Source organism: Cyanobium sp. NIES-981 (genome assembly GCF_900088535.1).
Classification (GTDB): domain Bacteria; phylum Cyanobacteriota; class Cyanobacteriia; order PCC-6307; family Cyanobiaceae; genus NIES-981.
The window spans coordinates 2,293,565-2,311,071 of sequence record NZ_LT578417.1 but is presented as its reverse complement, the minus strand read 5'-3'; the positions used below and the strand labels follow the sequence as shown (position 1 = coordinate 2,311,071).

The 17,507-nt window shown below is 70.8% G+C and carries 17 protein-coding genes; 10 read left to right on the top strand and 7 right to left on the bottom strand.

What is annotated here, in order from left to right; translation table 11 throughout:
• Window positions 1-15 precede the first annotated feature (15 nt).
• The 3 genes from CBM981_RS11660 to mazG all read left to right on the top strand — a co-directional run bounded on the left by CBM981_RS11660 (window position 16) and on the right by mazG (window position 2,513).
• On the top strand, window positions 16-1,014 hold the full coding sequence (locus CBM981_RS11660; protein ID WP_087068546.1) for a lysophospholipid acyltransferase family protein: 999 nt from the start codon (window positions 16-18) through the stop codon (window positions 1,012-1,014).
• Window positions 1,014-1,541: a metal-binding protein gene (locus CBM981_RS11655; protein WP_087069388.1), complete on the top strand. Its 528-nt coding sequence runs from the start codon at window positions 1,014-1,016 to the stop codon at window positions 1,539-1,541. The genes CBM981_RS11660 and CBM981_RS11655 overlap by 1 nt, the downstream gene beginning before the upstream one ends.
• Window positions 1,542-1,604: 63 nt before the next feature.
• The gene (mazG, locus tag CBM981_RS11650) at window positions 1,605-2,513 is read left to right on the top strand and encodes a nucleoside triphosphate pyrophosphohydrolase (protein ID WP_087068545.1); all 909 of its coding nucleotides are present in this window, start codon (window positions 1,605-1,607) and stop codon (window positions 2,511-2,513) included.
• Here the strand turns inward: mazG and arfB are convergent.
• Window positions 2,510-2,962 carry an alternative ribosome rescue aminoacyl-tRNA hydrolase ArfB gene (gene arfB / locus CBM981_RS11645; RefSeq protein ID WP_087068544.1) on the bottom strand — a complete coding sequence of 151 codons (453 nt, stop codon included), beginning with the start codon at window positions 2,960-2,962 and terminating at the stop codon, window positions 2,510-2,512. The two genes, mazG and arfB, sit on opposite strands and share 4 nt — an antisense overlap.
• Before the next feature lie 84 nt (window positions 2,963-3,046).
• On the opposite strand from arfB, the gene speE reads away from it, so the two are divergent.
• Window positions 3,047-3,913, top strand: a complete 867-nt coding sequence (speE, locus tag CBM981_RS11640) for a polyamine aminopropyltransferase (RefSeq protein WP_087068543.1) — start codon at window positions 3,047-3,049, stop codon at window positions 3,911-3,913.
• Between the two features lie 11 nt (window positions 3,914-3,924).
• Window positions 3,925-4,791, top strand: coding sequence for an agmatinase (gene speB, locus CBM981_RS11635; protein WP_087068542.1), 867 nt, complete (start codon window positions 3,925-3,927; stop codon window positions 4,789-4,791).
• On the opposite strand, the gene CBM981_RS11630 is transcribed toward speB, so the two are convergent.
• The gene (locus CBM981_RS11630) at window positions 4,785-5,195 is read right to left on the bottom strand and encodes a cyclic nucleotide-binding domain-containing protein (RefSeq protein WP_087068541.1); all 411 of its coding nucleotides are present in this window, start codon (window positions 5,193-5,195) and stop codon (window positions 4,785-4,787) included. The genes speB and CBM981_RS11630 overlap by 7 nt on opposite strands.
• 142 nt (window positions 5,196-5,337) lie before the next feature.
• On the bottom strand, window positions 5,338-5,601 hold the full coding sequence (locus CBM981_RS11625) for a hypothetical protein (RefSeq protein WP_172820772.1): 264 nt from the start codon (window positions 5,599-5,601) through the stop codon (window positions 5,338-5,340).
• 193 nt (window positions 5,602-5,794) lie between these two features.
• On the opposite strand from CBM981_RS11625, the gene gcvT reads away from it, so the two are divergent.
• Window positions 5,795-6,901, top strand: a complete 1,107-nt coding sequence (gene gcvT / locus CBM981_RS11620) for a glycine cleavage system aminomethyltransferase GcvT (RefSeq protein ID WP_087068539.1) — start codon at window positions 5,795-5,797, stop codon at window positions 6,899-6,901.
• On the opposite strand, the gene CBM981_RS11615 is transcribed toward gcvT, so the two are convergent.
• Window positions 6,898-7,119, bottom strand: a complete 222-nt coding sequence (locus CBM981_RS11615) for a hypothetical protein (protein ID WP_087068538.1) — start codon at window positions 7,117-7,119, stop codon at window positions 6,898-6,900. The two genes, gcvT and CBM981_RS11615, sit on opposite strands and share 4 nt — an antisense overlap.
• A gap of 116 nt (window positions 7,120-7,235) precedes the next feature.
• Between CBM981_RS11615 and aspS the strand changes: the two genes are divergently transcribed.
• The 4 genes from aspS (at window position 7,236) to CBM981_RS11595 (ending at window position 12,452) form a co-directional block, all read left to right on the top strand.
• On the top strand, window positions 7,236-9,056 hold the full coding sequence (gene aspS, locus CBM981_RS11610; protein ID WP_087069387.1) for an aspartate--tRNA ligase: 1,821 nt from the start codon (window positions 7,236-7,238) through the stop codon (window positions 9,054-9,056).
• 130 nt (window positions 9,057-9,186) lie between these two features.
• The gene (locus tag CBM981_RS11605) at window positions 9,187-10,170 is read left to right on the top strand and encodes an RNA polymerase sigma factor, RpoD/SigA family (protein ID WP_087068537.1); all 984 of its coding nucleotides are present in this window, start codon (window positions 9,187-9,189) and stop codon (window positions 10,168-10,170) included.
• 51 nt (window positions 10,171-10,221) lie between these two features.
• Window positions 10,222-10,707 (top strand): Dps family protein, encoded by a 486-nt coding sequence (locus CBM981_RS11600; protein WP_087068536.1) that lies wholly within the window; start codon window positions 10,222-10,224, stop codon window positions 10,705-10,707.
• A gap of 62 nt (window positions 10,708-10,769) precedes the next feature.
• Window positions 10,770-12,452, top strand: coding sequence for a CTP synthase (locus CBM981_RS11595; RefSeq protein ID WP_087068535.1), 1,683 nt, complete (start codon window positions 10,770-10,772; stop codon window positions 12,450-12,452).
• Between the two features lie 63 nt (window positions 12,453-12,515).
• On the opposite strand, the gene CBM981_RS11590 is transcribed toward CBM981_RS11595, so the two are convergent.
• The 3 genes from CBM981_RS11590 to CBM981_RS11580 are packed head-to-tail and all read right to left on the bottom strand — an operon-like array spanning window position 12,516 to window position 17,403.
• Window positions 12,516-13,724 carry an HlyD family secretion protein gene (locus CBM981_RS11590; protein WP_087068534.1) on the bottom strand — a complete coding sequence of 403 codons (1,209 nt, stop codon included), beginning with the start codon at window positions 13,722-13,724 and terminating at the stop codon, window positions 12,516-12,518.
• Window positions 13,724-16,690 carry a peptidase domain-containing ABC transporter gene (locus CBM981_RS11585; RefSeq protein ID WP_087068533.1) on the bottom strand — a complete coding sequence of 989 codons (2,967 nt, stop codon included), beginning with the start codon at window positions 16,688-16,690 and terminating at the stop codon, window positions 13,724-13,726. The genes CBM981_RS11590 and CBM981_RS11585 overlap by 1 nt, the downstream gene beginning before the upstream one ends.
• The gene (locus CBM981_RS11580; RefSeq protein WP_087068532.1) at window positions 16,687-17,403 is read right to left on the bottom strand and encodes a peptidylprolyl isomerase; all 717 of its coding nucleotides are present in this window, start codon (window positions 17,401-17,403) and stop codon (window positions 16,687-16,689) included. The genes CBM981_RS11585 and CBM981_RS11580 overlap by 4 nt, the downstream gene beginning before the upstream one ends.
• Window positions 17,404-17,507: the final 104 nt, after the last annotated feature.

The window sequence follows — 17,507 nt, the reverse complement described above, 5'->3', positions numbered from 1 at the left end:
ACCCGCCTGGCCGGGGTGCCCACGGGGCGGCCTGGCCGGCGGCGCAGGCGCTCGCCCCCCAGCCGGCTTCTGCGCCTGCGCTGGCGCGGCGAGGCCCTGGCGCTGCGGCTGCTGCTGGCCCTGCTGCGGGGCCGCTCCCACACCACCATGCGGCGCGGCATCCGCCTGGCCTGCCGCCTCGCGGCGCCGGCCCTGGCCCAGCGGCTCAGCACGGCAGGCGCCAACCTCGAGCGGGTGTACGGCGACCAGCTCAGCCCGGCCCAGCGGCGCCAGCTGGCCGGCGAGTCGCTGCAGAGCTTCTTTCTCTCCTGCCTGGAATCGATCATCCAGCCGGTGGATCCGCAACGCATCACGGCCGAAGGGGAGGGCCTGGCGGCCCTGATGGCCATGCACCGGCGCGGTGAGGCCGTGATCGTGGGCTCCCTGCACCTGGGCTGCTGGGATCTGGGCCTGCGCTGGCTGAGCGAGCGGCTGCCCCACCTGGCCGTGATCTACCGCCCGGCCCACAACCCCCACGCCGACGCCCTGCTGAATGCGGCCCGCAGCGCCAACAGCCACTGCCGCTGGATCTCCCAGTTCGATGCCCGCGGCATCCTGCAGAGCCTGCGCGACGGCTGCGGCCTGGTGGTGATGACCGACCTCTACAGCCACCGCACCGCGCTCATGGTCGATTTTCTCGGGCTGCGCACCCGCTTCGCCACCGGGCCGGTGGCTCTCTCCCAGAAGACGGGCGCGCCCCTGTTTCCGGTGGCCCACGTGCGCGGCGACGACGGCCGCTTCCGGCTGATCTGCGGCGCCCCCCTGCAGCCGGGCCACGGACCGGAAGCCCTGGCGGCCCAGGCCGCGGCGCTGGCCCGCTGGCACGAGCCCTGGATCCAGGCCTACGCCGAGCAGTACTACTGGATCAACCGCCGCTGGCGGCCCGGCGACGGCAGCGGCGAGCGGCTGCGGCCGATCGCCCCGCCGGCCCCACGGGCCCTGGCGGCCGGCGGGGAGTGGCGGCGGCGGCCCTGATGGCCAGCGGCCGCCGCCACGACCGGGCCACCCTGCTGCTGGCCCTGCCCTTCGCCCTGTTCTGGGCGCCGGGCCTGGGGCCGGCCGGCGTGGCCGTCGCGGGCGTCAGCTTCCTCGCCGGCGGCCTGCTGCTCTCCCCCGACCTCGACACCCTCTCCAACCCCGCCCGCCGCTGGGGGCCCCTGCGGCTGCTCTGGTGGCCCTACCGCAAGGTCTTGTCGCACCGCTCGCTGCTCTCCCACAGCCCGCTGCTGGGCACAGCCGGGCGGCTAGGCTACCTGGCCCTGCTGGCCCTGGTGCTGACGGTGCTGCTGGCCCCGTTGGGCGGGCCGGCTCCGGCGGCGCTGCTGGGCGGGCTGGCCCAGCTCTGGAGCGAGCGGCGTGCCCTGGTGATCACGGCCCTGGTGGGGCTGGAAGCCAGCAGCTGGCTGCACCTGATCCAGGATGGCGATCCCCTGCCCCGACTGCCGCGGCTGCTGCGCCGCCGTGCCTCGCGCCGATCCGGGCGCCGGCACCGGAGCCGCTGAGGCCGAGCCAGCGAGGCTGAGGCGCCGGCCGTCCGGCGTCGCCGACCCCCCATCCCATGGCCGATGCCCGCTGATCCACCAGGCACCCCCCGCACCGCTGCCACCCTCGACGCCCTGGCCGAGCTGATCGCCGTGGTGGAGCGGCTGCGCGACCCCGAGGGCGGCTGCCCCTGGGACCTGGAACAGACCCACGCCTCCCTGGTGCCCTACGTGCTGGAGGAGGCCCACGAGGTGGCCGATGCCATCCGCCACGGCGACGACCGCCACCTCGCCGAGGAGCTGGGCGACCTGCTGCTGCAGGTGGTGCTGCACGCCCGCATCGCAGCCGAGGAGGGCCGCTTCGATCTGGAGACCATCGCCCGCGGCATCAGCGCCAAACTGGTGCGGCGCCATCCCCACGTGTTCGCCCCGCCCGGCCAGACCGCGCCGCTGGCCGACAGCGCGGCGGTGAAGGCCAGCTGGGAGGCGATCAAGGCCGAGGAGCGCCGCCAGGCCGCCGCCTCCAGCTCCAGTGAGGCAGCCTCCATGAGCCCCCTCAGCGACCGGCTGGCGGGCAAGGTGCGCGGCCAGCCCGCCCTCGCGGGCGCCATGACGATTTCCAGGAAGGCGGCCGCGGCCGGCTTCGAGTGGGACGACCTCGGCGGCGTGTGGAGGAAGGTGCACGAGGAGCTCGATGAGCTCAAGGAGGCCGTGGCCAGCGGCGATCGGGTCCATGCCCAGGAGGAACTGGGCGACGTGCTGTTCACCCTGGTGAACGTGGCGCGCTGGTGCGGCCTGGATCCGGAGGCGGGCCTGGCCGGCACCAACCGCCGCTTCCTCGATCGCTTCTCCCGCGTGGAGGCGGCCCTCGGCGGCGATCTCGGTGGCCGCAGCCTGCGGGACCTGGAGGGCCTGTGGCAGGCCGCCAAGGCCGCGATCCGGGCGGAAGCGACCCCTTCGCCAGGCAGCGCCGCTGCCGAGGGTTCGCCCTAGTCCTCCCCGGCCCTGTCGCGGGAGGCCCGCCGCGCCTTGGTGGCACTGCGCCGTTTCTTGGCCGTGAGCCGCCGTTCCACCGCCCCGCGGCCGGGGCGGGTGGGGCGCCGCGGCGGAGGCGGCGGCTGCAGCGCCTCCTGCAGCAGGGCCACCAGGCGGCGCTGGGCCGCCACCCGGTTGCGCCACTGGGAGCGGTGTTCACTGGCCGCCACCACCACGGATCCCTCCACCAGCCTGGGCTCCAGCCGCCGCAGGGCGCGGGCGTGCAGGCCCGGAGGGAACGCCTGGGAGGCCGCCAGATCGAACACCAGCTCCACCCGCGAGTCGGTGGTGTTCACGTTCTGCCCGCCCGGGCCGGAGGAGCGGGAGAAGCGCCAGCGCAGCTCCGCCGCCGGGATCACCACGGCCGGCGACACGCGCAGATCCCCGCTGGACAGCTCGCCGGCCATGGCCTGAGCCTGCCATGGGCGCGGCGGGGCGTGAACCAGGGCTGTGCAAGCGTACGCAGAGCGCTCCCGGGCACCCGCTCCACCATGGCTCCCTCCTCAGGCCGGCCCACTGAAGGCTGGATCGACGAGATTCACGACGGCGTCCGCTATGGCCTGGCCGGTCGGGTGATCGCCGAAACCCAGTCGCCGTTCCAGCGCGTCACGATCATCGAGAGCGAGCGCTACGGCAAAGGCCTGCTGCTCGACGGCTGCTGGATGACGGCCGAACGGCAGGAGCGCCACTACCACGAACCCCTGGTGCATCCGGCCCTCTGCGGGGCCGAGCGCATCGAGCGGGTGCTGGTGATCGGCGGCGGCGATGGGGGCACCGCCCGCGAGTGCCTGCGCCACGGCGGCGTGCGGCACCTCGACCTGGTGGAGATCGACGGCCAGGTGGTGGCCTGGAGCCAGCAGCACCTGCCCGCGATCGGGGAGGGGTGCTGGAGCGATCCCCGCTTCCACCTCACCGTGGGCGATGGCATCGCCTGGGCGGCCCAGGCTGCGGAGGCCAGCTACGACGTGGTGATCGTGGACGGCTCCGATCCGGCCGGCCCGGCCGAGGGCCTGTTCAACCGCGCCTTCTTCGCGCACTGCCGCCGCATCCTGCGGCCCGGCGGTGTGTTCGCCACCCAGAGCGAATCGCCGGAGGCCTTCCGCCAGGTGCACCTCGACACCGTGAAGCTGCTGCGGGAGGTGTTCGGCCACGCCGACCCGCTGTACGGCTGGGTGCCGATGTATCCGAGCGGCTGGTGGAGCTGGACCTTCGCCGCCACCGGCGGCCGCCGTTACCTGGAGCCGGATCCCGCCCGCGCCGCGGCCGTCGTCGGTGGCTGTGAGATCTGGAGCCCCCGCTGGCAGCGGGGTGCCTTCGAGGCGGTGCCGGTGGCGATCGAGCGGGCCCTCGCGCACTGACACTGGCCGTCATGCAGCACGCTTCCCCCTTCGACACCGACGGCACCATCTACATGGCCAGCCGCCGCGACCCGGCCGGCTGCCGCGTGGGCCTGTTCGGGGTGCCCTACGACGGCACCACCTCCTTCCGGCCCGGCACCCGCTTCGGGCCGGCGGCGATCCGGGAGGTGAGCAGCGGCCTGGAAACCTATTGCCCCCAGCTCGACCTGGATCTGGAGGATCTGGCCTTCGCCGATCTGGGCGCGGTGGCCATCCCCTTCGGCGCCCCCGAGCCGGTGGTGGCGGCGGTGCGGCAGGCCACCGAGACGGTGCTGGCCCTCGGGCTCAAACCCCTGATGCTCGGCGGCGAGCACTCGATCAGCTCCGGCGCCGTGGCGGCCGTGGCCGCCCGCCACCCCGATCTGGTGCTGGTGCAGCTCGATGCCCACGCCGACCTGCGCCACGAATGGCTGGGCGCCCACCACAGCCACGCCTGCGCCATGCGCCGCTGTCTGGAGGTGCTGCCCAGCCAGCGGCTGCTGCAGATCGCCATCCGCAGCGGCACCCGGGAGGAATTCTCCGAGCTGCGCCGCAGCGGCCGGCTGGTGGCGATTGAGCGCATGGCCGAGGCGCTGCGGCCCCTGCGCGGCCAGCCGCTCTACCTCACCGTGGACCTCGACTGGTTCGATCCGGCCGTGATGGCCGGCACCGGCACGCCGGAGCCGGGGGGCTTCCTCTGGCGCGATTTCGCCGCACTGATGGAGGAGCTGCGCCACCACCAGCTCGTGGCCGCCGATGTGGTGGAACTGGCGCCGCAGCTCGACCCCAGTGGCGTCAGCAGCGTGCTGGCCGCCAAGGTGGTGCGCAGCCTGCTGCTGTTGCTCGGGGGCTCTCAGTAGCAGCAGGTGCCGCTGGTGCGCTGCTCCCGCAGCCGCTCATGCTGCTGACCGATCAGCTGCACCGCCAGGGTGGGGTGGTTGTGGAGCAGGTTGAGAAAGCGCAGGCGATCCAGGCGCAGCACCTCCACCGGCGTGCGGGCCAGGGCGTCGCTGCGGTGGAGGCCGTCACCCCACACGATGTCCTGGTAGCTGAACATCTCCCCCGGGCGGTAGCAGAGCTTCTCCTGCGACGGCCCCAGCACTTCCACGATGCCGCGCCGCAACCCATAGATCGAATCCGCCGGAGCCCCCGCGTGGAACACCCTGGCGCCGGTGGGAAGAATCACCACCTCGCAGTCCCCATGGGCCGCCATCAGATCGATCGGGGTGGTCGGAGCGACAGATCCAGCAGCCGTGCTCAGCAACGGTTCACCTCCCGGGAGTACCCATTGTCTTCCCCTGATACCACCCTGACTGTCGTGGCGACAGTGTCAGACACAGCAATGTCAGACGCCGTGTCTGGAGCAGCAGGGCCAGGGCAGCAGTGTTCAGCCGCCACGCCCCGGTTCAGAACTGGGGCAGCAGGGCTTCCAGTGTGAGCTGGCGGCTGGCGCCGGCGTGGCCATCCTCAACCCCCTGGCGCGGATGCAAGGGCAGGCGCGGGGCTCCACCACCACTACGGCTCTCGGGGTGGCCGCCCTGCTCAGAACCGGAGCAGGGCAGGCGGGGGGAGCGGGCCGTCCAGTGGTGGCACCACAGCTCGGCGGAGAGTTCCGGATGGATCGCCAGCCGGCGCAGATGGCACCAGCCCGACTCGCCGCCCTGGGGCATCGCACAGTGGCGGCAACTGCGGCAGCTGGGTCGGTATCCCATCCAGGCAACTTCCGGGGCGCCCAAACTAGTGAGCCTGCGCCGCCGCGTCTGGCGAAGAAACCGAATCTCCCGATTGTCTTCGGAGGTCTGCAGAGGATCTGTGCAGACCCCGCGACGGCCGCCATAACCTCAGGCACCCGCTCCGACGCCTGTGGATCTGCAGCGCACACCCCTCCATGCGGCCATCCAGGCGGCGGGTGCCCGCCTCGTGCCGTTCGCCGGCTGGGAGATGCCCGTGCAGTTCGCGGGCCTGGTGGCCGAACACCAGGCGGTGCGCCAGCGCTGCGGCGTGTTCGACATCTCCCACATGGGGGTGCTCAGCCTGCGCGGCGATGGCGCCAAGGATGCCCTGCAGGGGCTGGTGCCCACTGACCTGTTCCGGATCGGCCCCGGCGAGGCCTGCTACACCGTGCTGCTCAACGAGGAGGGCGGCATCCGCGACGATCTGATCGTCTACGACCGGGGCCGCCGGGCCGATGCCGGCGGAGAGATCAGCGAGGAGCTGGTGCTGGTGATCAACGCCGCCTGCGCCGACAGCGACACGGCCTGGATCCGCAGCCAGCTCGAACCCCTGGGCATCAGCATCGCCGACCGCAAGGGCGACGGCGTGCTGCTGGCCCTGCAGGGCCCGCAAGCCCAGAGCCGGCTGGAGACCCTCAGCGGCACCAGCTTGGAGGGCCTGCCCCGCTTCGGCCACCGGGAGCTGGAGCTGGCCGGCTGCACCGCCTTCGTGGGGCGCACGGGCTACACCGGCGAGGACGGCTTCGAGCTGCTGCTGCCCCGCGCCGCCGGCATCGCCCTCTGGCAGCAGCTGGTGGAGGAGGGCGTCACCCCCTGCGGCCTCGGCGCCCGCGACACCCTGCGCCTGGAGGCCGCCATGCACCTCTACGGCCAGGAGATGGATGCCCGCACCACCCCCCTGGAGGCGGGCCTGGGCTGGCTGGTGCACCTGGAGATGCCCAAGCCCTTCGTGGGGCGGGAGGTGCTGGAACGGCAGAGCGCCGAGGGGGTACGTCGCCGGCTGGTGGGCCTGAAGCTTCAGGGCCGCGCCATCGCCCGCCACGGCTATCCCGTGCTGCGGAACGGGGAGACCGTGGGGGAGGTGACCAGCGGCACCTGGTCGCCCACCCTCGGCGAAGCGATCGCCCTGGCCTATGTGCCCGTCGAGGCCGCCCGCCTCGGCACCGAACTGGCCGTGGAGATCCGCGGCAGGGCCGAGCCGGCGCTGGTGGTGAAGCGGCCCTTCTACCGGCGTTAGGCGCCGCTGCCGATGCGGGCGCTCAACCGGGCCAGCAGGGCGGCGGAGCGCTCGGGGTGGCCCTTCACCTGGAGTTCGCCCGAGGCCGGCCAGAAGTTGATCATTTCACCGTCCTCCAGCCGGAACACGTCAAACACGCCTTCGTGGCTCCAGTGGCCCTGGAGCTCGAGGGCGGCCACGTGGGCCTTGAGCGCATCCAGCGAACCGGGAAAGTGCATGACGCAGCAACGCAGCAGGCCCCCTGCATGCTGGCCCATCCGGGCGGCGCCGGCTGCGCCCGGCCGCGGCCAGCCCCTCCGAGTGGGAAAATCGCCGATTGCTCAGGGATCTCGGCATGCGCAGCCACGGGTGCGGCGACCTGCTCCAGAACGCCACCGGCCAGAAGGTGCGGCTCTGCGGCTGGGTGGACCGGCGCCGCGACCACGGCGGCGTGATCTTCATCGACCTGCGCGATCGCAGCGGCACGGTGCAGATCACCGTGGACCCCGACCTCGGCGCTGAGGCCTTCGCCGTGGCCGAACACCTGCGCAACGAAACGGTGATCCAGGTGGAGGGCAAGGTGCGGCAGCGCCCCCCCGAATCCATCAACGAGAAACTCGCCACCGGCACCGTGGAAGTGCTGGCCAGCGCCATCACCGTGCTGAACAGCGTCAAGGCCAACCTGCCCTTCCCCGTGTCGGTGCACGACGAGGAGAACACCCGCGAGGAGCTGCGGCTGCGCCACCGCTACCTCGACCTGCGCCGTGAGCGCATGAACGGCAACCTGCGGCTGCGGGCCCGCACGATCCAGGCCGCCCGCCGCTTCCTCGAAGAGCAGGGCTTCATCGAGGTGGAAACACCCGTGCTCACCCGCTCCACCCCCGAGGGGGCCCGCGACTACCTGGTGCCGAGCCGGGTGTGCGGCGGTGAGTGGTTCGCCCTGCCCCAGTCGCCCCAGCTGTTCAAGCAGCTGCTGATGGTGGGCGGCATCGAGCGCTACTACCAGGTGGCCCGCTGCTTCCGCGACGAGGACCTCCGGGCCGACCGCCAGCCGGAGTTCACCCAGCTGGACATGGAGATGAGCTTCATGGATCAGGAGCAGATCCTCGAGCTCAACGAGGCCCTGATCGCCCACATCTGGCACACCGTGAAGGGCGTGGAGCTGCCCCGCCCCTTCCCCCGCCTCACCTGGCATGAGGCCATGGAGCGCTACGGCACCGACCGGCCCGACACCCGCTACGGCATGGAGCTGGTGAACGTGAGCGACCTGGTGGCGGACATGGGCTTCAAGGTTTTTTCAGGCGCCGTGGCCGCCGGCGGTGCGGTGAAGTGCATCGCCGTGCCCGGCGGCAATGACGCCGTTTCGAACGTGCGCATCAAGCCGGGCGGTGACGTGTTCAGCGAAGCCCAGAAGGCCGGCGCCGGCGGCCTGGCCTTCATCCGCGTGCGCGAGAACGGCGAGATCGACACCATCGGCGCCATCAAGGACAACCTCACAGGCGAGAAGAGGGCCGAACTGCTGCAGCGCACCGGCGCCGGGCCCGGCACCCTGATCCTGTTCGGCGCCGGCGACACCGCCACGGTGAACAAGGCCCTCGACCGGGTGCGCCAGTACCTGGCCCGTGAGCTGGGCCTGGTGCAGCCCGACAGCGCGAACGACCGCTGGAACTTCCTCTGGGTGGTGGATTTCCCGATGTTCGAGTTCAACGCCGGCGAGAACCGCCTCGAGGCCCTGCACCATCCCTTCTGCGCCCCCAACGCCGAGGATCTGGGCAGCGATCCGGCCGCCTGGGCCGAAACCCTGCCCACCGCCCGCGCCCAGGCCTACGACCTGGTGCTCAATGGCCTGGAGCTGGGCGGCGGTTCGCTGCGCATCCACGATTCGGCCCTGCAGCGCCAGGTGCTGCAGACCATCGGCCTGCCCCTGGAGGAGGCCGAGGCCCAGTTCGGCTTCCTGATGGAAGCCCTTGACATGGGCGCGCCGCCCCATGGCGGCCTGGCCTTCGGCGTGGACCGGATCGTGATGCTGCTGGCGGGCGAGGAGTCGATCCGCGACACGATCGCCTTCCCGAAAACCCAGCAGGCCCGCTGCCTGATGACCCAGGCCCCCGCCGGAGTGGCCCCGCAGCAGCTGGAGGAGCTGCATGTGGCCAGCACCTGGGTGGAGGAGGTCTGATCCGCAGGGCCCTTCCCAAGGGCCGCTGGCGGTTCGGCGGCCCGGTTGCGCCGAAAACCGAAGCAAAGCGGCCGAATCAGGGGCCTTCCCCACCCTGGTGACAACGGTGGGGACAGTCCGGTTCCAGGTCTTGACCCACGCTCCGCCCACCAGGGCCGCCACCACCGGCCAGGCCAGCTCCACCAGCGATCCGGTTCGGCTGTATCTGCAGGAGATCGGCCGGGTGGACCTGCTGCGGCAGGAGGAGGAGATCCTGCTGGCCCGCCTGGTGCAGGAGCGGGAGAACCTGCTGCGGCAGCGCGGCGATGGCGAGCTGCTGGCCTGGGCCGAGCGCTGCGGCCTCCAGCCTCCCGACCTGCGCCAGGCCCTGCACCGGGGCCGCCGTGCCAAGGAACGGATGCTGCAGGCCAACCTGCGGCTGGTGGTGGCCGTGGCCAAGAAATACCAGCGCCGGGGGCTCGACCTGCTCGATCTGATTCAGGAAGGCACCCTGGGCCTGGAGCGGGCGGTGGAGCGCTACGACCCGCGCCGGGGCTTCCGCTTCAGCACCTACGCCTACTGGTGGATCCGGCAGGGCATCACCCGGGCCCTGGCCAGCCAGAGCCGCACCATCCGCCTGCCGGTGCACGTGACCGAAACCCTCAACCGCATCCGCACCTGCCAGGGCGAGCTGACGCGCCAGCTCGGCCACCAACCCACCCTGGCGGAACTGGCCAGGGCCGTGGGGCTGGACGAAACCCGGCTGCGCAGCACCCTCACCCACCTCCCGCGGCCCGTGTCGCTGGAGGGAAAGGTGGGCGCCCATGCCGACACCCCGCTGGTGGAGCTGCTGGAGGACGACCACGCCACCCCGGAGCAGACCCTCACGCGCCAGCAGCTGCATGCCGACCTGGAGGCGCTGCTGGGGGAGCTGACCCAGCGCGAGGCCACCGTGATCCGGCAGCGCTTCGGGCTGGATGACGACACCCCCCGCACCCTGGCCGAGATCGGCGAACAGCTGCAGCTGTCGCGGGAGCGGGTGCGGCAGATCGAGTCGCGGGCCCTGCTGAAGCTGCGTCAGCCCCAGAACCGTTGCCGCGTGCGCGACTACCTCGACAGCCTGGACCGCCCCTGAGCGGCGGCGTCCCCTGGTGAGCTAAAACGGACTCAGTACGCCTTAGCAACCATGACCATCTCCGCCCCCCCGATCGACATCGGCATTCCCGAGGCCCAGCGCCAGCAGATCGCCGAGGGGCTGGGCCGGGTGCTGGCCGACAGCACCGTGCTCTACGCCAAGACCCATGGCTTCCACTGGAACGTCACCGGCCCGATGTTCAACACGCTCCATCTGATGTTCATGGAGCAGTACACCGAGCTCTGGACCGCCCTCGATGAGATCGCCGAGCGCATCCGCGCCCTCGGCTGCCCCGCCCCCTTCGGCGGCAGCACCTACAGCGGCCTCTCCTCCATCCCCGAAACCCAAGGCATCCCCGCCGCCCTGGCGATGGTGCGCGAGCTGGTGCAGGGCCATGAGGCCGTGGCCCGCACCATCCGCGGTGTGATCGCCGTGGCCGAGGACGCCAACGACCAGCCCACCGCCGACCTGCTCACCCAGCGGCTGCAGATCCACGAGAAAACCGCCTGGATGCTGCGCAGCCTGCTGGAGGGCTGAGCATCCCCGGTACAGGGCGAACGGATCGCCCTCGGTAGATTGAAGGGTCAGCCAGGTACCCCATGCCCTCGACCGCCGCCCCCGCCGGACACGGCACGAAGTTCGTGTTCGTGACCGGCGGGGTGGTGTCGAGCATCGGCAAGGGCATCGTGGCGGCCAGCCTGGGGCGGCTGCTCAAGAGCCGCGGCTACAGCGTGTCGATCCTCAAGCTCGACCCCTACCTCAATGTGGATCCGGGCACGATGAGCCCGTTCCAGCACGGGGAGGTGTTCGTCACCGAGGACGGCGCCGAGACCGACCTCGACCTCGGCCACTACGAGCGCTTCACCGACACCGCCATGTCACGCCTCAACAGCGTGACCACCGGATCGATCTACCAGGCGGTGATCAACAAGGAGCGCCGCGGCGACTACAACGGCGGCACCGTGCAGGTGATCCCCCACATCACCGGCGAGATCCGTGAGCGCATCCACCGGGTGGCCGCCAACTCCGGCGCCGATGTGGTGATCGGCGAGATCGGCGGCACCGTGGGCGACATCGAGTCGCTGCCCTTCCTGGAGGCGATCCGCGAATTCCGGGGCGATGTGGGCCGCCAGGACCTGGCCTACGTGCATGTGACGCTGCTGCCCTACATCGGCACCTCCGGCGAACTGAAGACCAAGCCCACCCAGCACTCGGTGAAGGAGCTGCGCTCGATCGGCATCCAGCCCGACGTGCTCGTGTGCCGCAGCGACCGGGAGATCACCGAGGACCTCAAGGGCAAGATCGGCGGCTTCTGCGGCGTGCCGCAGCGGGCCGTGATCCAGGCCCTCGATGCCGACAGCATCTACGCCGTGCCCCTGGCCATGGAGCAGGAGGGCCTCTGCCGCGAGGTGCTCAGCGTGCTCAACCTCCCGGATCACGACAGCGACATGGCCCGCTGGCAGGAGCTGGTGACCAAGCTGCGCCATCCCGGCCCGGCGGTGAAGGTGGCCCTGGTGGGCAAGTACGTGCAGCTCAACGATGCCTACCTCTCGGTGGTGGAGGCCCTGCGCCATGCCTGCCTGGATCGCGACGCCTCCCTCGACCTGCACTGGATCTGCGCCGAACAGATCGAGACCCTCGGCGCCGATGTGCTGCTGCACGGCATGGATGCCGTGGTGGTGCCGGGCGGCTTCGGCAACCGGGGGGTGGACGGCAAGGTGGAAGCGATCCGCTGGGCGCGGGAGCAGCGGGTGCCGTTCCTGGGCCTCTGCCTGGGCATGCAGTGCGCCGTGATCGAGTGGGCCCGCAACCTCGCCGGCCTCGCCGGCGCCACCAGCGCCGAACTCGACGCCGCCACCCCGCACCCGGTGATCCACCTGCTGCCGGAGCAGCAGGACGTGGTGGACCTGGGCGGCACCATGCGCCTGGGGGTCTATCCCTGCCGCCTCACGCCGGGCACCCTCGGCCAGCGCCTCTACGGCGAGCAGGTGGTGTACGAGCGCCACCGCCACCGCTACGAGTTCAACAACGCCTACCGCCACCTCTTCCTCGAGTCGGGCTACCGGATCAGCGGCTCCTCCCCCGATGGCCGGCTGGTGGAGCTGATCGAACTCGAGAACCACCCGTTCTTCACCGCCTGCCAGTACCACCCCGAATTTCTCTCCCGGCCCGGCAAACCCCACCCCCTGTTCCGCGGCCTGGTGGAGGCGGCCCAGCAGCGGCGGGGGCTGCAGGCCGAAGCGCCGGTGCCGCAGGAAGCCCCTGCCCCCCTGGCCCACTGAGCGCTACTGGGGCGCTACTGGGGCGCTACTCAGCGCTAATGAGCGAGTTCAGCGCAAGCGAGTTCAGAGACGCTTCAGGGAATCGGCCTTGTCCTTGAACTCGCCCAGCAGCAGCTGCAGGTAGGTGACCTGCCGCAGCTTGATGTTGGCCGTGAGCGACATCCCCACCTGCAGGGGCAGAGCCTGGCCGGATTTGAGCCGGAGCTCCTGGGTGCTGAGCTTCACCACCGCCGGGAAGCGGTAGGCCGGCTTCTGATCCTCCGGTGGCAGGGCGTCGGAGCCGATCGACGCCAGCGTGCCTTCGATCACGCCGAAGTCGGAGGAGGGGAAGGAATCGATGCTGATGTCCACGGGCTTGCCCACCCGCACGAAACCGATGTCGGCGCTGTCGATCTCCACCTTGGCCTCCAGATCGTTGAGGGGCACGATCTTCATCACCGGCTCGCTGCCCTGGGCCACGAAGCCCGGTCCGGTGGGCTTGAGGTCGAACACCACCCCATCCACCGGGGAGCGCACGTCCTGGTAGCGGATGTTCACCTTCGACTCGGTGAGCCGGCTGCGCAGGTCCGCCAGCTCACCGCGCAGCTCCGCCACGGCCTGCTGCAGCAGAGCCTGCTGCCGCAGCCGGTCCACCTGGGTCTTCTGCAGCTCTCCCTCCACCTCCCGCACCTGGTTGCGCTGCTGCAGGTAGTCGAGTTCCGGCACGGCACCCACCCCCTGCAGCGACTCCAGCCGGGCCAGCACCTGCTGCTGCAGCTCGAGGTTGCGGGTCAGCACCTGCTGCTCGGTGTCGTTGAGGTTGAGATAGCGGTCCAGCTCCAGCTGCTTGAGGGAAAGCTGGCGCTCCTTCGCCTGGATCGTCTCCCGCAGGCTGTCCCGGCGATCCACGGTGGTCTCGTTGTCGAGCCGCAGCAGCACCTGCCCCTTGCTCACCCGCTCGCCCTCCTTCACCAGCATGGTGTCGAGCACCCCACCCACCGGCATCTGGACGGTCTTGACGTCGCCGATCGGCTGCAGCTTGCCGGGGGCGATCACCACCTCGTCGGTCTTGGCCAGGGCCAGCCAGGCCAGGGCGAAGCCCGTGGTGCCGATCAGGGTCCAGGTGATGGCCCGCGCCAGGAAGCGCGACTGCTGCAGCACCATGCCTTCATGGCCGCTCTTCACCCGCTGCTCGATCGCCGTCTGGGTGGCGCGCACCAGGGAGGAAGGCCGGGGGGCCAGCGCTCCCCGGGAACGCTTGACGGGCGGGGAGGACGGGGGTTGGTCAGCCATCAGGCCGCCTCCTGCTGCCTGTAGAGAGCGTAGTAACGCTCCCGCTGCTGCACCAGCTGGTCGTGGGTTCCCTTCTCCACCACCACCCCGTCCTGGAGCATCACGATCAGGTCGGCACGCCGGATCGTGGAGAGCCGGTGGGTGATGAAGAACACCGTGCAGTGGCGCAGATTCTCCAGCAGGTTGTCGCAGACCCGCCGCTCCGTGTCGTAGTCCAGGGCGCTGGTGGCCTCATCGAGCACCAGCAGCTTGGGCCGGGAGAGCAGGGTGCGGGCCAGGGCCAGCCGCTGGCGCTGGCCGCCGGAGAGGCCGGAGCCCCGCTCGCCCACGTTGGCGCTGTAGCCGCCCGGCAGCTCCATGATGAAGTCGTGGGCGCAGGCCAGGCGGGCCGCCTCCACGATCGCGTCGCTGGTGGCGTCGGGGTCGGTGAGGGCGATGTTTTCCGCCACCGTGCCGCTGAACAGCAGGGGCTCCTGGGGCACGATGCCGATCTGACGGCGCAGGGAATACAGCTCCACCTTGTCGATGTCGAACTGATCGATCAGGATTTTTCCTGCGTTCGGTTTGTACAGCCGGGTGAGCAGCTTCATCAGTGTGCTCTTGCCGCTGCCGCTCTGACCCACCACCCCCACGAAGGTGCCGGCGGGAATCGCGAGATCCACGTGGCGCAGCACCGGAGGCGTGTCGGGCTCGAAGCTGAAGCTGACATCACGGAACTCCACATCACCGCTGATCGGAGGCAGGGGAATCTTCTGCTTGTCCTTCTCATCCGACTCCTCAGGCGTGTCCACCACATCAGCCAGCCGCTCAAACGACACCTTCAGCTCCTGGATGTTCTGCCAGATCGAAGACAGGCGCAGCAGGGGCTGGGTGACATAGCCGGAGATGATGCGGAAGGCGATCAGCTGGCCCAGGCTCATCTCCCCCTTGAGCACCAGGCTCGCGCCCACCCACAGCACCAGCAGCTGCGACAGCTTCTGCAGCACCTGGGAGGTCTCCACCAGCGCCGTGCCGGTGATGGTCTTCTCGAAGCTGCGGGCGATGTAACGGGAGTAGAGGTCCTGCCACTTCCAGCGGCTGATCATCTCCACGTTCTGGGCCTTCACGGTCTGGATGCCCGTGAGCACCTCCACCAGGTGGCTCTGGGTGCGGGCGTTCTCGTGGGCGGCCTCCCGGTACTGGCGCCGGAACAGCGGGGCTCCCAGCACGGTGAGGCCGATCTGGATCGGGAGCACGCACAGGGCGATCAGGGACAGCAGCCAGCTGTAGAACACCATCACCACGATGTAGATCACCGAAAAGAGGGTGTCGAGCAGGGTGGTGAGGGCCTGGCCGGTGAGGAATTCCCGGATGTTCTCCAGTTCCGCCACCCGCGTTCCCAGTTCCCCCACCGGACGGCGGTCGAAATAACTCAGCGGCAGGCGCAGCAGGTGATCGATCACCTCGGCACCGAGGCGCAGATCGATGCGGTTGGTGGTTTCGGTGAACAGGAAGGTGCGCAGGGCTCCGATCAATCCCTCCAGCAGGGTCACCACCACCAGGGCGATGCCCAGCACCTGCAGGGTGTCGAGGCTGCGCTGGGCGATCACCTTGTCGATGATCACCTGGATGAGCAGGGGATTGGCCAGGCTGAACAGCTGCACCACGAACGAGGCCACCAGCACCTGCAGCAGCAGGCCGCGGTAGCGCTTGAGCGAAGGCCAGAACCAGCTGAAACTGAAGCGCTGATCCGGCGTGGCGCTGCTGCGCTCCATCAGCAGCAGCTCGATGCCGTTGGGGAACTCCTGCTCGATCTGCCGCGGCGAGAGCTCCACCCAGCCGTCCCGCGGTGAGGCCAGCACCAGGCCCTTGGCATCGGCGGCGCGCACCAGGGCGAAGCCGCCTCTCCAGGGCACGAGCGACGGAACCTGCAGCCGGGTGCCCTGGGCGGCCGGGATCCGGTAGCCGCTCACGTGCAGCCCCATCATCGCGGCGATGTTGCCGCAGAGCTGCAGGTCGGGGGTCTGGCCGCGCCGCAGCACATCCCGCAGGATCTTCTCGATCGAGTCGCGCCGGAAGGGGAGCTTGAGCTCCATGGCCAGCATCTGGAAGCAGGCCAGCGTTTCCTCCAGCGGCCCGCTTCCCCGCAGCAGCCGCAGCTCGGGGCGTGGCTCCTGGCCGAAATCCAGCCGGCTCGCCAGGGGGCCCGGCCCGGCCGCCCGCGGCGCCAGGGCCGACGCCTCCACCGCCTCCACCGGCTCGAGCTCGATGGCCTCCGGGCCCGCGCGGGAAGGGCCTGCCTCATCCAGCTGGGCCAGCACGGCCTCCGGCAGGGCCAGCAGGCGGGGAGGCAGCGGCGGGCGGACCCGTGGCAGACCCTGGGCTGGATCCAGGCGGGCCCCGATGGGGTGCTCCAGCAGGTTCTGGCTGGCGGCGAAGAGGATCTGGTCCCTGGGCAGGCTCTGGAGAGCTCCGGGCTCGGGCGGCACGAGGGTGGCCCGGCCGGCGACATCGGCCCGCAGGGCCAGCAACGACGGGCCGCCGCGGGGATAGCGCTCCAACAGCCCCGCCAGCAGGTCCAGCAGCTCAGCCTCGAACAGCTCCGCGCCGCACCAGGCCGCGAAGCCCGGCTCCTGCTCCAGCAGCGCGAGCACCAGCTCATCGGGCAGCTCCAGCGCCTCCCCCGCCGAGGCCGCGCTCACCTCCTCACAGGCCGCGGCCCGCAGCAGGGAAGCCAGCCCCACGAAGCTGCCGGCCCCCAGCCGGGCGCCGGTGCGCAGCGTGCCCTGATCCCGCACCAGCAGCCGGGCCGAGCCGGAGAGCAGCAGCAGGATCCGCGAGGGGATCAGCTCGCCATGGCAGAGGGGTTCCGCCAGGGCGAACGGCCGGCGCGCAACGCGCCGCTCGAGCTGCTGCAGGCCCCGCGGCGAGAGGGCGGCGAAGGCGGGGTGGTCGCGCAGCTGGGCAAGGTCGAAGCTGGTGGTCATCGGCTCCCTTCCGCCGTCCCGGGGCGCATGCGGGCGAGGCAGGCATCCACCTCCTCCTCGAGCCACTCGTCCAGCAACTCCTGGATCATGGCGTCGGCCACCTCGTCGTTGAAGCTGGCAGGGATCAGGGTCTCCAGCCGCACCAGCAGCCACCACTCGCCGATGGGAAAGGGCTCGAGCACCACGCCCGGATGGGCTGTGCGCAGCCGTTGCACCAGTTCCGGATGGGCCTGGGTGAGCGGCACCGGCCCCACGATGCCGCGGGTGGCCTGCTCGGGTCCCTCCGCATGGGCCACGGCGAGAGCATCGAAACTCGCCTCCCCTTCGCTGATCTGCAGGTACAGCTCCCGGGCCAGGTGGGGCTGGGTGGTGCGCAGCAGGCTGTAGACCACCTGGTCGAGGTCGGCCTTCTTGGCCAGGAAGCGGGATTCGGCCTTGGCCGCGAAGTGCTCCACGCAGTACTTCCACACCCTCACGGGGAACTGGGCCTGGTAGTCCACGTCCGCCTGGCTCATCATCAGCCCCTGCCGGAGCCGCTGCAGATCCTCCTCGCTCTCGATGCCGTTGTCCTCGCGGAACTGCGCCCAGGCCGCCTCCCGCTCCTCGCCATCGAGCGCGATCCCCTCGAGGGCCTCCTCCAGCCTCACCTGGCGGATGAAGGGACGCAGCAGGCCGTAACGGGCAAGCTTCTGCAGATCCGGAGACGTGATCAAACCTGTGACTCCACCCCGGGGGGAACGCCGGTGGGGCGTGGATCGGCCTCACCTGCAGCCATCCTGCCAAGGGCCGGCTGGCTTGGCTCTGCGTGCGGGCCAGG

Bases quoted from the DNA above. Each gene is read 5' to 3' on its own strand.
- CBM981_RS11655 (WP_087069388.1), top strand. From the start codon at position 1,014: ATGGCCAGCGGCCGCCGCCACGACCGGGCCACCCTGCTGCTGGCCCTG.
- mazG (WP_087068545.1), top strand. From the start codon at position 1,605: ATGCCCGCTGATCCACCAGGCACCCCCCGCACCGCTGCCACCCTCGAC.
- arfB (WP_087068544.1), bottom strand. From the start codon at position 2,962: ATGGCCGGCGAGCTGTCCAGCGGGGATCTGCGCGTGTCGCCGGCCGTG.
- speE (WP_087068543.1), top strand. From the start codon at position 3,047: ATGGCTCCCTCCTCAGGCCGGCCCACTGAAGGCTGGATCGACGAGATT.
- speB (WP_087068542.1), top strand. From the start codon at position 3,925: ATGCAGCACGCTTCCCCCTTCGACACCGACGGCACCATCTACATGGCC.
- CBM981_RS11625 (WP_172820772.1), bottom strand. From the start codon at position 5,601: ATGCCCCAGGGCGGCGAGTCGGGCTGGTGCCATCTGCGCCGGCTGGCG.
- CBM981_RS11615 (WP_087068538.1), bottom strand. From the start codon at position 7,119: ATGCACTTTCCCGGTTCGCTGGATGCGCTCAAGGCCCACGTGGCCGCC.
- aspS (WP_087069387.1), top strand. From the start codon at position 7,236: ATGCGCAGCCACGGGTGCGGCGACCTGCTCCAGAACGCCACCGGCCAG.
- CBM981_RS11600 (WP_087068536.1), top strand. From the start codon at position 10,222: ATGACCATCTCCGCCCCCCCGATCGACATCGGCATTCCCGAGGCCCAG.
- CBM981_RS11595 (WP_087068535.1), top strand. From the start codon at position 10,770: ATGCCCTCGACCGCCGCCCCCGCCGGACACGGCACGAAGTTCGTGTTC.
- CBM981_RS11590 (WP_087068534.1), bottom strand. From the start codon at position 13,724: ATGGCTGACCAACCCCCGTCCTCCCCGCCCGTCAAGCGTTCCCGGGGA.
- CBM981_RS11585 (WP_087068533.1), bottom strand. From the start codon at position 16,690: ATGACCACCAGCTTCGACCTTGCCCAGCTGCGCGACCACCCCGCCTTC.